Annotated in this window: 12 protein-coding genes and 1 other annotated feature; all 12 genes read left to right on the top strand. The window is 31.1% G+C overall.

The features are described from left to right. Positions 1 to 16 precede the first annotated feature (16 nt). The 12 genes from hisI to aspS all read left to right on the top strand — a co-directional run bounded on the left by hisI (position 17) and on the right by aspS (position 14,355). On the top strand, positions 17 to 322 hold the full coding sequence (hisI, locus tag J3477_RS20850; RefSeq protein ID WP_206872047.1) for a phosphoribosyl-AMP cyclohydrolase: 306 nt from the start codon (positions 17 to 19) through the stop codon (positions 320 to 322). 136 nt (positions 323 to 458) lie between these two features. Further along, positions 459 to 785, top strand: a complete 327-nt coding sequence (gene hisE, locus J3477_RS20845; RefSeq protein WP_206872045.1) for a phosphoribosyl-ATP diphosphatase — start codon at positions 459 to 461, stop codon at positions 783 to 785. A gap of 723 nt (positions 786 to 1,508) precedes the next feature. Then, positions 1,509 to 1,949 carry an FHA domain-containing protein gene (locus J3477_RS20840; RefSeq protein ID WP_206872043.1) on the top strand — a complete coding sequence of 147 codons (441 nt, stop codon included), beginning with the start codon at positions 1,509 to 1,511 and terminating at the stop codon, positions 1,947 to 1,949. 33 nt (positions 1,950 to 1,982) lie between these two features. Then, entirely contained in the window at positions 1,983 to 3,203 is a 1,221-nt protein-coding gene (locus J3477_RS20835; RefSeq protein WP_206872041.1) for an FtsW/RodA/SpoVE family cell cycle protein, read from the top strand. Between the two features lie 3 nt (positions 3,204 to 3,206). Continuing rightward, complete coding sequence (locus tag J3477_RS20830) at positions 3,207 to 4,679, top strand: peptidoglycan D,D-transpeptidase FtsI family protein (protein WP_206872040.1); 1,473 nt, start codon at positions 3,207 to 3,209, stop codon at positions 4,677 to 4,679. Positions 4,680 to 4,901: 222 nt separating this feature from the next. Further along, a complete protein-coding gene (gene uvrC, locus J3477_RS20825) occupies positions 4,902 to 6,767 on the top strand; it encodes an excinuclease ABC subunit UvrC (RefSeq protein WP_206872037.1) in 1,866 nt (621 codons plus the stop codon). Between the two features lie 22 nt (positions 6,768 to 6,789). Then, positions 6,790 to 7,521, top strand: coding sequence for a phosphatase (locus J3477_RS20820; RefSeq protein ID WP_206872035.1), 732 nt, complete (start codon positions 6,790 to 6,792; stop codon positions 7,519 to 7,521). A gap of 65 nt (positions 7,522 to 7,586) precedes the next feature. Then, entirely contained in the window at positions 7,587 to 8,507 is a 921-nt protein-coding gene (gene murB / locus J3477_RS20815) for a UDP-N-acetylmuramate dehydrogenase (protein ID WP_206872033.1), read from the top strand. A gap of 99 nt (positions 8,508 to 8,606) precedes the next feature. Then, complete coding sequence (locus tag J3477_RS20810) at positions 8,607 to 10,073, top strand: spore germination protein (RefSeq protein ID WP_206872031.1); 1,467 nt, start codon at positions 8,607 to 8,609, stop codon at positions 10,071 to 10,073. Between the two features lie 5 nt (positions 10,074 to 10,078). Then, a complete protein-coding gene (locus J3477_RS20805) occupies positions 10,079 to 11,269 on the top strand; it encodes a Ger(x)C family spore germination protein (RefSeq protein WP_206872030.1) in 1,191 nt (396 codons plus the stop codon). Positions 11,270 to 11,279: 10 nt separating this feature from the next. Next, on the top strand, positions 11,280 to 12,398 hold the full coding sequence (locus J3477_RS20800; RefSeq protein WP_206872028.1) for a GerAB/ArcD/ProY family transporter: 1,119 nt from the start codon (positions 11,280 to 11,282) through the stop codon (positions 12,396 to 12,398). 202 nt (positions 12,399 to 12,600) lie between these two features. Next, positions 12,601 to 12,818, top strand: a binding site (T-box leader). A 253-nt stretch (positions 12,819 to 13,071) separates the two neighbouring features. Further along, positions 13,072 to 14,355 carry an aspartate--tRNA(Asn) ligase gene (aspS, locus tag J3477_RS20795; protein ID WP_206872026.1) on the top strand — a complete coding sequence of 428 codons (1,284 nt, stop codon included), beginning with the start codon at positions 13,072 to 13,074 and terminating at the stop codon, positions 14,353 to 14,355. Positions 14,356 to 14,656: the final 301 nt, after the last annotated feature.

The raw sequence follows: 14,656 nt of genomic DNA, 5'->3' as shown, positions 1-14,656 counted from the left end.
TGTTTGGAGGAGTGCAATGGAACCTAATTTTGAAAAGGGCTTAGTACCAGCAATTATTGTGGATGCAGCTAATGGTGAAGTATTAATGCTTGCATATATGAATGAAGAATCCTATAAGAAAACCTTAGAAACAAAAACTACTTGGTTCTTTAGTAGGTCTAGAAACAAACTTTGGAACAAAGGCGAAACTTCAGGGCACTTTCAAATAGTAAAAGACATATATATTGATTGTGATGAAGATACCTTGTTAATCAAGGTTGAGCAAAAAGGAGCTGCTTGTCATACTGGCGAAAGAACTTGTTTTTATAGAAAACTTTTGTAAACTAATTTGGCTAAATTTGCTTGTAGAACGTTATAAAAAGTTATGTGAGGATAGTGCTATAATGCTTTTAATACAAAGTGTTTGATAGTATTTCAGGTAATGCTTTTGTTTAAATAAAGGAGGGGGTGAATTAGGTATGGAAGATGAATTGAAACAACTTTACGAAGTCATAAAGTTTAGAAAAGAAAATCCTATGGAAGGATCATATACAAATTATCTATTTTCCAAAGGAAGAGATAAGATATTAAAAAAAGTTGGAGAAGAATGTACTGAAGTAATAATCGAAGGTAAGAATGATAGCAAAGAAAATGGAATAAGTGAAATATGTGATTTGTTATATCATACTTTAGTTTTAATGGCTGATATGGGAATTGAAGTTGATGAAGTTTATCAAGAGTTGAATAAAAGAAGCCAAAAGATAGGAAATTTAAAAAGTGAAAGAAAAGATATTGAAGTGCTATGATATAAATATAAATGATAGCATTAAAAAATAGCTGATAAGATTTTTATCAGCTCTTCTTTTAATGTAAAGGAAAATATAAAGAGTTTATGATAGATATTTCAATAATTATAGAAGTTTTTATGGCTTTACAGTAAAAAAGAAGAATATATTCGCCTGCCAGATTTTCCTCATATACATTCGGAAAGGCAGATGCGTAAAAAAATTACTGAAGAAATTCGCTTCAGTAATATCTTACTGTAAAATAAAGTGTAATATATGAAATGTGACTAAAACTAGAGAATTTAAGAGTTTAAAATAGCTTTTTAAATGATACAGTAAGATAAAAGAATATATTCGCCTGCCAGATTTTCCTCATATACATTCGGAAAGGCAGATGCGTAAAAAAATTACTGAAGAAATTCGCTTCAGTAATTTTTTTCATAAAAGGCATCAATATAATGTGTTACAAATATATTATACAGTAAAAATACTAAATTTATAGGACTTTGTTAAACAAAAAGAATAAAAATTTATTTCAAGAATATATTCAGAGATTTATGTGTAAGTTAATTTAAGGGGTGGAAATATAAGTATAAAATCTTAAGAAAATATAAAATTTCTCAGTGAAAACGTATGAATTATAATTTGTCATGATTTAAGTTATAATTTATTGTATAATCAATATGGAGAAAGAAGAGAATAAAAGATAGGATAATCTTGGGTAATAAAGTTTGAGGTGAAAATATGGATTTTAAAAAGATAATGAGTGCGGTTTTTGGTGCTATATTTATAATAATACTTTATGTAATTATCTACTACGCACTAAAAATAATGTACAAGGATGTTAAAACTGGTGGAAAGAGAAGAACTTCCACGGCAAAGAAGACCCATGGGATTGAAGTTATAAAAGCTTTAGATAATCACCAGCTTAAGCCAGGTTCAGTTATACCTGTGATGGATAGCATAACATTAGGAAGAAGAGAAGATAATTCAATAGTCTTAAATGATAAATTTGTATCAGGTCATCATGCAAAGTTATATTTAAGAAATGATGAATTTATTTTAGAAGATTTAAATAGTACAAATGGAACCTTTGTAAACGACATGAAGATTAGTGGAAGAGTAAGGCTAAAGGTTGAAGATGAAATAAAATTCGGTAGTACTATTTTTAGAGTTATCGACTAAAGAAAATAAAGTTTTTAGGCTTGAGGTGGTCAAATGAGTTCAATAAAATATGAAAAGAGATTATTATTGATATCATATCTTTTATGTATAGCGCTATTTGTGGATTTGGCATTATTAAAGAATCCTATTGATATAGGTGCGCTAGTAATGGGTGGTATAGTAATAATCTTAATTGCTTATGCGCATTTTATAATAAGAAGATTTTTTCCGGATGGAGATAAGTTTTTACTGATTTTTTCAGCTATCCTATCTTTTATAGGTATAGCTATGTTATATAGAATAAATCCTCAATTTGCAGTAAAGCAGCTAATCTGGTTTATAGTGGGAATTACTGCATATATATTGATAGTTGTTATTCTGCCTGATTTAAGAAGTTTTACTAAGTATAAATACATATATCTTGGAATAACAGCTGTATTTATGCCAATGGCACTTTTTATAGGTACTGAAGTTTACGGAGCTAAAAACTGGGTTAAGTTTGGCGGGTTTGGTTTTCAGCCTTCTGAAATAGGGAAAATATTTTTTGTATTATACCTATCTGCAGCTTTATCTAAGTATGAGGATAAAAAGAATATAATTCAAGATTTTAAGCAACTTGTAGAGCCTGCCGTAGTTGTAATGGCAGTGATAGGTTGCATGGTACTTCAAAAGGATTTAGGATCAGCGTTAATATTCTTTGGTATATCAGTTACCATGCTTTTTATAGCTACAGATAAATTAAAATATGTTATTACATGTTTATTGTTATTTTCAGCAGGAGCAGTGGCTAGCTATAATCTTTTTTCTCATGTAAGAAAGAGGGTTATAATATGGAAAGACATCTGGAAGTATGCAAATGATCAAAGTTACCAGATAGTCCAAGGATTATTTTCCATATCTTCTGGAGGTTTTTTTGGAGCTGGGCTTGGACAAGGATATCCAGGATTTGTACCGGTAAAAGAATCAGATTTTATCTTTGCAGTTATATGTGAAGAATTTGGAATTGTTTTTGGTATAGGAATTATGTTACTTTATTTCTTGCTATTCTATAGAGGCATGAGAGCGGCACTTAGCACTGATGATAAATTTTCCCAGTTAAATGCAGTAGGATTTAGTGCTATGATAGTAATGCAGGTGTTAGTTATAATAGGTGGAGTTTTCGCAGTAATACCTCTTACAGGAATTACCTTACCATTAGTGAGTTATGGTGGAACATCAATGATGACTATGTTCTTTGCGCTAGGAATACTTCAAAAGATTTCAGAGGAGGGCTAAAAGATGAAAGATTTATCAAACAGTATCAAAAAAGTATTGGTTGTTTATCTGGTTTTGATCTTAGCCCTAATTTCATATATTGCATATTTTCAATTATTTAAATCTAGTGAAATTGCCGCTAAACCACAAAATCAGAGACTATGGGCTAAAAGGAATGAGGTTCTTAGGGGGACTATATATGATAGAAATAAGAACCCATTAACAGCTTCATCTAAAAATGATTTACTCACTCAAAATAGAGAATATAAGGGTGGACAAATATACTCTCAGGTACTAGGCTATGTAAACCCTAAGTTTGGTATAACCGGACTTGAAAGTAAGTATGATGAACAGCTTACTAACTATCATAGCGTAACGCTGAAAGCCTTTGTAAAGTCATTAAACGTAGTAGAAGCTTTTAATAATAGAAATAAGACTGAAGATAAAGTAGGAAACAGTATAATTACTACTTTAGATGATAAGATTCAAAAAGCAGCTTTTAATGCTATTGGTGATAACAAAGGTTCAGTAGTAGTTTTGAATCCTAAAACAGGAGAAGTATTGGCGATGGTTTCTAAGCCATCATATGATCCAAATAACTTGGATGAGGTTATGAAGCAGGCGAATGCAGGAAAATATGAAGATTCACCACTTATAAATAGAGCGGTAATGGGAATGTATCCTCCAGGATCAACTTTTAAGATTGTGACCTTAGCAGCAGCGATTGATAATTTACCAGGGGTAACTAATAGAACTTTTAATGATACTGGTAAGATAGTTTTTAATTCTAAGGAATCTTTAAGCAATCTGGACGGCCACGTGTATGGAACCCTTAGTTTAAAGCAAGCATTAGCAGTTTCATCAAACTTTGTATTTGGTAACTTAGCATTAGAGTTAGGAAATGATAAGTTAAAAACAATGGCAGAAAAGTTTGGGTTTAACAAAGATATTCCAGCAGATGGAATTACATTGGAAGATAGTAGATTTCCTACTTTAAAAAGTAATGAAAAGGGAAGTATTGCTCAGTCAGGTATCGGTCAAAGCAGTATCTTAGCGACACCAATGCATATGGCACTTGTGGCAAGTACTATAGCGAACAATGGAATAATGATGGAACCACAATTGGTTAACGAAGTTATAAATAAAGATGGAGAACTTATAAGTAAGAATTCTCCTAAGGTTGCTAGAAATGTTATTTCTCAAGATACATCAAATACTATAAAAAGTTATATGAAGTATATAGTTGATGAAAGAATGCCTAGGGACTCTAACTGGAAGACTGCTTTTGGAGGAACTGGTGCAGCAGGAAAAACTGGAACAGCAGATTATCAGTTACCAAATGGGCAGGATGGTGTTCCTCATTCATGGTTTGTGGGATTTGCACCAGCGGATAACCCGCAAGTAGCAGTTGCTGTAATTATAGAAGGCGGTGGCGCTGGTGGAGTGAAAGCAGCACAGGCAGCAGGTTCTATAATGAAGGCTGCATTAAATAAATAAAAGATTCAAATAGGGTTTTAGGTAAACAAATATTTCATATGCTTATATCTGTTTATCTAAAACTATTTCTATATTTAAAATTTAAGCATCATGTTGAAATTAAATGGTTATTCATCCAATGCTTTAATTCTAATAGCTCGCTCATATAGCATCTCCTGTATAACCATTTAATTTCAATAATTATCTTAAATAAAGTAAATACATAATTGGGAGGTACACAAAATGTTTGATTTTGAACATCAGCTAAAAATACTTCCAGATAAACCTGGGGTTTATATAATGAAAAATTCCTTAGGGGAAGTAATATATGTTGGTAAAGCTAAGGTATTAAAGAATAGAGTTAGACAGTACTTCCAAAACTCTAAAAATCACTCTGAAAAAACTAGAGCTTTGGTTAAAAATATTTCTGAGTTTGAATATATAGTTACTGATTCAGAAATGGAGGCTTTACTTCTTGAGTGTAATCTTATAAAGAAATATAGTCCTAAGTATAATATAGCTCTTAAGGATGATAAGTTTTATCCTTTTATAAAGATTACTACTAATGAGGATTTTCCGAGAGTGTATGTAACTAGGAATTATGCAAAGGACGGTAATAAGTATTTTGGTCCTTATACAAATGTTCCAGCAGTATATGAGACCATAGGAATGATTAAAAAGATATTTCCACTAAGAACCTGTAAGAGAGTTATATTGGAAGACGGAGAAAGAACTAGACCATGTTTGAACTATCATATAAAACAATGTAATGCACCTTGCGGAGGATTTGTATCTAAAGCTGAGTATGGGAAGATGATTGAAGATATAACCAATATTTTAAGTGGTAAGGATACAGAGCTTATAAAAAATTTAAGAAGTGAAATGAATATTGCGGCTGAAAGTTTAGAATTTGAAAAAGCTGCAAAATTAAGAGATAAAATATTATCAATAGAATTCATAAGTGAAAAGCAGAAGATGTTTACTGCAAGGGAAGCTGATGAAGACTTTATTAACGTTTATAGTGATGAAAAAGACATTTGTATTCAAGTGTTTTTTCTTAGAGAAGGAAAGATTACTGGAAGGGAACACTTTATGTTCCAAGACAAAGCAAATGATGATGTTTCAGAGATAATATCTGAGTTTATAACTTCCTTTTATGGAGGAACAGCTCAATTACCTAAAAATGTTTATGTACCTGATATACAAGATATTGATTTAATGGAAGAGTTTTTGACAATTAAAAAAGGGTCTAAGGTTTGGATAAAGATACCTAAAAAGGGCGAAAAGAAAGATATGTTGGAAATGGTTCAGAACAATGCTAAAATGACTCTTGAACAATTTAAAGATAAGATATTGAAGGATAAAGAAATAAATAGAGTGTCACTTGAAGAACTTGCAGTATTGCTAAATCTTGAAAGTATGCCTATGAGAATAGAATCTTATGATATTTCTAATATTCAAGGGGTTGACTCTGTAGGAACTATGGTGGTTTTTGAAGAAGGTAAGTCGAAGAATTCAGATTATAGAAGATTCAAGATAAAGACAGTAAAAGGCGCAAATGACTATGATAGTATGAGAGAAATTCTTGAAAGAAGGTTTTCTCATGGTCTTGAGGAAATAAAAGCTATACAAGAAAGAAATTTAGAGTTTTCTAAAGGCAAGTTTTCAAGCTTTCCAGATTTAATTATGATGGATGGTGGAAAAGGACAAGTAAACGTAGCTCTTGAAGTGCTGAAAAACTTTGGAATAGATATACCCGTTTGTGGTATGGTAAAAGATGATAAACACCAAACTAGAGGTTTAATATATAATAATGAGGAACTTATCTTAAGTAGAAGTTCAAATTTGATGCACATGATAACAAGGATACAAGACGAGGTCCATAGGTTTGCTATAACTTACCATCGTTCTCTTAGAGATAAAAGGACCTTGCATTCAGTATTAGAAGATATTCCTAACGTAGGTGGAAAGCGAAGGAAAGAACTTCTTATGAAGTTTGGAAGTGTGGAAAATATAAAAAATGCTTCTTTTGAAGAATTGCTGGATACTCCTAGTATAGATAAAAAAGCAGCTGAAAGTATAAAGGGATATTTTGCATCAAAAAAATAATTTAAAAAGGGGAGTTTATTATATGAAGTATGTTTTAGATACACATACACACACAATTGTAAGCGGTCATGCATATACTACATGGTTAGAAAATATAAAATGGGCATCAGAAAATGGCATTGAAGTGTTAGCAACTACAGACCATGGTCCTAATATGCCTGGAGGTCCTCATCTATTCTACTTCAATAATATTAAGACACTTCCGCGAGAACTTTATGGAGTTATCCATTTAAGAGGGTGTGAAGCTAATATAATTGATTTTGATGGTAACTTAGACATTCCTAAGAGGACACAAGAAAGTCTGGATATCCTATTAGCCAGTCTTCATGATGTATGTATAACTCCTAGAAGCAGAGAGGAAAACACAAGTGCATTGATAAATGCTATGAATAATCCTTTAATAGATATTATGGGACATATGGGAAACGCTTATTTTCCTATATATGAAGAAGAAGTTGTCAAAAAAGCTAAGGCTGAAGATAAAATAATAGAAATAAATAATAGTTCTTTTAAGTCAAGGCCTGGTAGTGAAGCTACATGTTTAAAGATAGCAAAACTTTGTGTTGAATATGGGGTTAAGATTGTCTTAAGCTCTGACGCTCATGTATCATTAGATATAGGTAATTTTCCTATTTCACATAAGATAATGGAAGAAGCAAAAGTACCAGAAGAGTTGATATTAAATACAAATAAAAATAAAATTTTAGTTTACTTAAAGAAAAAAGGCAAACTTTCTGATTTAAGCCTTGATTAAAAGGCAAGAATTAATTTATACTATTTAATTGAGCGTATTTAATAAAATCATGAGGAGTTTTAATAATGAATGAGTACTTAGAGTTTAGTAAGCTGCTTTTTAGTATTTACGATGAAAAGGATATAGAACTAAATTCTCTTATGAGTGAGCACATATATTTTAAGGTTGGGGGACCTGTAGACATATTAGTTAACCCTAACAATGTAGAACAAGTGATGAAGACTATTGGTGTATGTAAAAAGCATAATGTCCCATATTTTATTATAGGTAATGGCTCTAATATTCTTGTGAAAGATGGAGGAATAAGAGGAGTAGTTATTAAGCTTTCCAAACTTAGTAAGATAACAGTTAAGGATACGGAAATAGAAGCTGAATGTGGGGCGCTTTTAACGGATGTATCTAAAAATGCATTAGATAATAGTTTAACTGGATTTGAATTTGCTTGCGGTATACCTGGAAGTGTAGGTGGCGCAGTATTTATGAATGCAGGGGCTTATGATGGCGAAATCTCATTTGTAATAAAAGAAGCAGTAGTTTTAGATGATAAAAACGAACTAAGAGTTTTAAGAAAAGATGAATTAGAGCTTGGTTATAGGTCAAGCGTTGTTATGCAAAAAGGGTTTATAGTTATTAGTGCTACTTTTGAATTAAAAGCTGGTAACTATGAGGCTATAAAACGAAGAGTGGATGAATTAACCGCTAGAAGAGAAGAAAAGCAACCTTTAGAATATCCATCAGCAGGAAGCACTTTTAAAAGACCACCAGGTTATTTTGCAGGGAAGTTAATTCAAGATGCAGGTCTTAAGGGCTTTACCATTGGGGGGGCCGGTGTTTCTGAAAAGCATTCAGGTTTCGTTATTAATAAAGGAAATGCTACAGCGGAAGATGTATTAGCTGTTATACACTATGTACAATCTACTGTAAAAGATAAATTCAACGTGGAGCTTCATCCAGAAGTTAGAATTATTGGTGAAGAAGCTAAATAAGTGTTTCTAGCCTAAAAGAGCTTATATACTATTGATAGTATATAAGCTCTTTTTTTGGGGCAATTTAATTACAAATAATAGTATTTGGTGGTAGAGAGTATGAATGGGATTAGTTATAAGCTTCAAGAAAATTTAGCTACCATAAAAAATGTACTTGGATCAAGTAATGATGTAGTAATTAGAGACTTTACTATAGGAAAAGATCAGAAGATTGATGCCGCAATTATATATATAGACGGTCTTTCTGATGATGACAGTGTAAATAGTCTTATTTTAAAAGCGCTTATGCTTGATGTAAGGGTGTCTAATTTAAATTTACCTAGCAGCAATAGTATAGATTGGTTTGAGATTATAAAAAAGCATTCTCTGGCCTTTGGGGAAATAGATGAAATAACTGATATAGAAAAGATATATGAAAGTATATTAGCAGGAGAAACTGCTTTGTTAATAGATAGCAGTAATAAGGCTATTTCGATAGATTCTAAAAATTGGGCTCAAAGAGGAATTGAAGAACCAAGCACTCAGACTGTAATTAAGGGACCCAAAGAAGGTTTTACAGAAACCCTTAGAACAAATACAGCACTAATAAGAAGGAGAGTGAAAAATAAAGATATTGTATTCGAAGAGTTTAGAATAGGGACAAATTCTAAGACAGATGTGTCAATGGTTTATATAAAAAAGATATGTGATGAAAAAATTGTGGATGAAATAAGAGATAAATTAAAAAAAATGGATATAGAATTTGTAGTAGGAAGTTCGGTTATAGAAGATTATTTAGAAGGTAATAAAGTTTCACCATTTCCTACTCTATATAGTTCTGAAAGACCTGATTTTGTAGCTACAGCTTTAATGAGGGGAAAGATAGCTATATTAGTAGATGGTACTCCGTTTGTATCAGTGCTTCCAGCGGTATTTATTAATTTTTTTCAAACTACAGAAGAACTTTATGTAAGAAATTATATGGGGAGTTTCATTCTTATTATTAGGTTTATAAGTTATACGATGGCTCTATTAACTCCAGGAGTATACTGCGCCATACTTACTTTTCATCAAGAGATGATTCCTACTGCATTGTATATAAGCATTGCAGCGCAAAGACAAAGTGTTCCTTTTCCAATAGCCTTTGAAACTTTTATTTTAGAAATAATATTTGATATATTGAGAGAAGCTGCGGTAAGAATGCCTAGAGTAGTTGGGCCAACTATATCTATAGTAGGGGCATTGATTCTGGGGCAGGCATCCATAGAAGCAGGTATTTTTTCACCAATATTAATAATCTTGGTTGCACTAACCGCAATAGCAACATATGTATGTCCTAACTATATTATGGCAAATGCATCAAGATTATTAAGATATATAATACTAATGCTTGGAGCTGTCTTGGGATTACCTGGAATAATTAGTGGGATAATAGTTATAGTATTTCATCTATGTAGTATACAAAGCTTCGGAACTCCTTATATGGAACCTATGGCTCCAAAAACTATGGCTCCAAAAAATATAGCTAATGATTCTAAAACAATGAAAGCTATAAGAATTATAATTAAAAATATATTTAAGAAGTGATGACAATGAAATTAATTTATAAAGTTATATGCATGATTCTAATAAGTATAAATCTTGTAGGATGTTGGGGGGCTAGAGAACCTTCACAAATTTCCATTGTAACAGCAATGGGTATAGATAAAGAAGATGAAAAATATTTAGTAACACTTCAAATATTAAACCCAGGTTCTATTGCTTTAAATAGAAGTTCAGAAGGAACTCCTGTCACAACTTACAGAATGGAAGGTAAGACTATAGACGAGGCAGTAAGAAGATTGAGTTTGGAAATTCCTAGAAACGCATTTCTAGGACATTTAAGGTTGTTAGTATTCGGTGAAGATTTAGCTAGAGAAGGTGTTGGGAAGACGCTTGACTATTTGTTAAGAAATACAGAAATAAGAAGTGATTTTTATATAACCGTAGTAAAAGGTGAAAAAGCAACAGAGGCGCTTAATATATTAACTCCATTGGAAAGGATACCAGCAAATAAAATATTTTTTTCTTTAGAGGTTTCTGAAAGAATATGGGCTGCAACTGCTACTATAAAATTATTTGAATTTATCGAAAGCTTGCAAAAGGAAGGTGCTGAACCAATACTTACAAGCATATTTGTACATGGCAATAGTGATGTAGGAATGAACACAGAAAATATACAAAATGTAGATGTACCTACAAATATACAAATTGGTCCAATAGCCGCATTTAAAGGAGATAAGCTAATAGGGTGGCTGAACGACCCTCAGAGTACGTTAATAAATATTTTGTTAGGTGATTCAAAAGGATTTTTAATAATAGTTCCGTGGGAAGATCCTAATGAGTTTGTTAATCTTTCTGCTGAAAAATTGAGTAGAAAAATAACAGTTGAAGAAGTAATGGGAAAACCAAAAATACGGGTAGATGTAAAGATAAAAGCGTCTATAACTGAAGCAATGGGCATTATACCTATCGATAAGCCAACTACTGTAACCCAAATAGAAAAAAAGACTGAAGAATATCTAAAGTTAAGATTTAGTAAATCTACAACAGAAATACAAACTCAATTCCAAACAGATATATTTGGATTTGGAGAAGTGATTAAGAATGAGAGATTTGATCTATGGAAAAATATTTCAAAGGACTGGGGTAAGCAATTTCCTACGCTTCCTGTTGAGTACAATGTTAATGTAGAAGTGATGGGAACTGGAACTACTACGAAATCACTTAAACCTTCACATTAAGGAGTGAGCTATGAATAATAAAATAAGTTCAAGACAATTTATTAGAATGATGATTTTGTTCCAACTTGGAAGTGCAATAGCCATCCCTTTAGCTACCAGTGCAAAACAAGACGCATGGATTGTTATATTGTTGGGCATGGCCTTTGGAACCATATTGACCTTTATGTATCTTAATATATTTAAGAAAACTGAAGGAAATAACTTAGCAAGGATATTAGAGGAACTTTTGGGAAAACGTTTGGGTAAGCTTATATCATTACTATACATAGCATATTTTTTATATACTGCAAACAGAGTAATAAACGACTTTAGGATTATTATAAAATCAACAGCATTACCACAAACACCAAATATAATGGTTATATTTATTATGAGTGTTCCCGTTATATATTGCAGTTATTTAGGTATAGAAGCAATGGGAAGAGGAGCTGTATTGTTATACAAAGTTGTTATATTTACTATAGTGATACTTTTTGGATTTGCATTTGTAAACAAACTTCCTAAATTAGAGAGGTTGGAACCTGTATTAGAATACGGATGGGGGCCAATTATAAAGGTGTTATTTCCCTTAGCTATAGCAGTCCCTTATGGAGAAACCATAACTTTTATGAATATATATAGTAATGTAGTTGATAAAGATGTATATAAAATAAGAAAAACAGTACTTTTTTCAAATGTAATTAGTGGTTTAATATTAGCTTTGACATCAGTTATTAATATAGCGATAATTTCAGCTACCATAGTGGAATTATCAATATTTCCAATATTAAAAACCGTAGGAAGTATACAAATTGGTACATTCATACAAAGACTTGATGTTCTTGCTATATTACTTTTGATGTTAGGTGGATTTTATAAAATTCTTATATTTTTTTATTGCTCTGTAGAAATGACCATTACTGTTTTTGAAGTAGACCTAAAGTATAGAAATATTCCTATAGTAATTCTTGGGACAATAATGATATTATTATCATATTATTTAATGGTAAATCCAATACAACATTTTCATATAGGATTAGATATAGTGCCTTTATATGTACATATACCATTACAATTTATTGTACCAGGAATTTTGTTTATTATTTCGGCTGCTGGAAATAAGAATAGATATTCAAAAACTTTAGAATGATTTATTAGGATTTAAAGTTAAGCTGTATGCTAATTGATATATTCTTATAAAGATTTTTCTTAATTCTAATAAAAAGTTTAAGAAAATAGTATTTGAATAGGGTATTGTACATAATATATATTAAATATTAATTGAAATATAGTTCACTTGTAATTAAAATACATCTTTACAACTTATAACAAGTGATGTATAATCAATAAAAATAAAATCAATGAAGAGAAAAGTAAAAGTGTAATAATAACTTAAGCGAATTGGGGATGGTGTAAGCCCATGTTGAGTTGCATTTTGAAGGACATCTCTGAGGTGCGAAACTGAAAAATTTATTTAGTAGGTTGAGCCGGGTAAAGACCGTTATATTGTAGAGATAGCTTTTGTTAAGTTAATTAGGATGGTACCGTGAGTATAAGACTCGCTCCTTTTGGAGTGAGTTTTTTTATTTTCTAGAAAGTATATAATTTTTATGCTTGCTAACTAGTAAATTAAGTGCTCAGGGTAACTTTAATTATTGATTAATTTAGTATAAAGCTAAATAGGGTGGCACCACGTATTTAACGTCCCTTGAATTTATTCAAGGGACTTTTTGCTGTATAGGAAATTATAAGATTTTCTAAATAAGATCACTTTAGCTAATTTTTTATTGGCTAAGAATTTAAATAAAGAGGAGGAAATATTAATGGAAAGAACATTAATCAATGAACTTAAAAGTGGGGAAAGAGTTAAAATTCAAGGGTGGTTGCATAAGATAAGAAGCTTAAGTAAAGTGAGTTTTTTAGTGCTTAGAGATCGAAGTGGTATGATTCAGTGTGTGTTAGAAAATGATAAGTTTGAAATGCAAGGAGTAAAGTTAGAATCAATACTAGAAATATGGGGAACTGTAGTAGAAGGAAAAAATTCCATCAGGAATATTGAACTTCAAGTAGAAAAAATTAATGTAGTTAATTTAGTAGACGAAGAATTACCAATAACTATTAATAGCAATAAAATTGAGAGCAATCTAGAAACTCAACTAAATAATAGAGTACTAAGTCTAAGAAACGAGAATAATAACTATATATTTAAAGTTCAAGCGATGCTTTCGCAAGGGTTTGCTGAGTTTTTAATCAACGAAGGATTTACTCAAATATATACACCTAAGCTTGTTGCTGAGGGAGCTGAAGGAGGAACTGCACTATTTAAGGTTAATTATTTTGAGAAGCAAGCTTATTTAGCTCAGAGTCCTCAGTTTTATAAACAGATGATGGTTGCATCAGGATATGAGAGAGTTTTTGAGATTGGTCATGTTTACAGGGCAGAAGAGCATAATACATCAAGACATATCAATGAATATGTTAGTATGGACTTAGAACTAGGCTTTATCGAGGATGAACAAGAATTAATTAAGCTGGAAACAAAAATGCTCCAATATATTCTTTCAAAGATAGAAAGTAATTTTAGTGATAAGTTTAATATGCTTGGAATTCAAGTCCCAAAGATACAAGAAGATATACCTCAAATAACTTTATCAGAAGCTATAGAAATATTAAAAATAAAATATTCACGTAGTGACCTTACTACAGATTTAGACCCTTCAGCAGAAAAACAGATATGTGAGTATGCAAAGAAAGAATTTAATTCAGAGTTTATATTTATTACAGATTATCCTAGAAGTAAAAGGCCTATGTATACAATGACAAAAGGAGAATTTGGAACTCGAAGCTTTGACTTATTATTTAGAGGGGTAGAAATAACTACTGGCGGTCAAAGAATTCACCAATATTCAAAGCTTATAGAAAATATGAAATATAAAGGTTTAAATCCAGACGATTTTAATTTTTATCTTGATGCATTTAAATATGGTATGCCTCCACACGGAGGACTCGCAATAGGATTAGAAAGACTAACAGCTCAACTTTTAGGAATTAATAATATAAGAGAGGCTACTTTATTTCCAAGAGATAGAACAAGGTTAAAACCATAAATAAATGGTAGTAATTTTAAACACAATGACTAACTTGAAAATTGTATATCTATAAAAGTGCTAATATGTGATATAATTTAATATAATGGTAAGAAATAAAATAATCAATCTATAAATTAACAGTTAAGCATAATGTGCCGGTTAAGTAACTAAGTGATTTTCAAGCACTTCAATGTTTTCAAAAGAGACTAAGAAGATATAAGTTTGCTTATAAAGTGGTACATCAAAAGATGTGCCACTTTAATCCTTAGATAATTTTAAAATTAAAACAGGTTCATAGATAGGGACCGAAGAAATTAGC

This window comes from Clostridium zeae (assembly GCF_017312485.1).
Lineage (GTDB): Bacteria > Bacillota > Clostridia > Clostridiales > Clostridiaceae > Clostridium_AR > Clostridium_AR zeae.
This window is presented reverse-complemented; position numbering and strand designations above follow the sequence as displayed.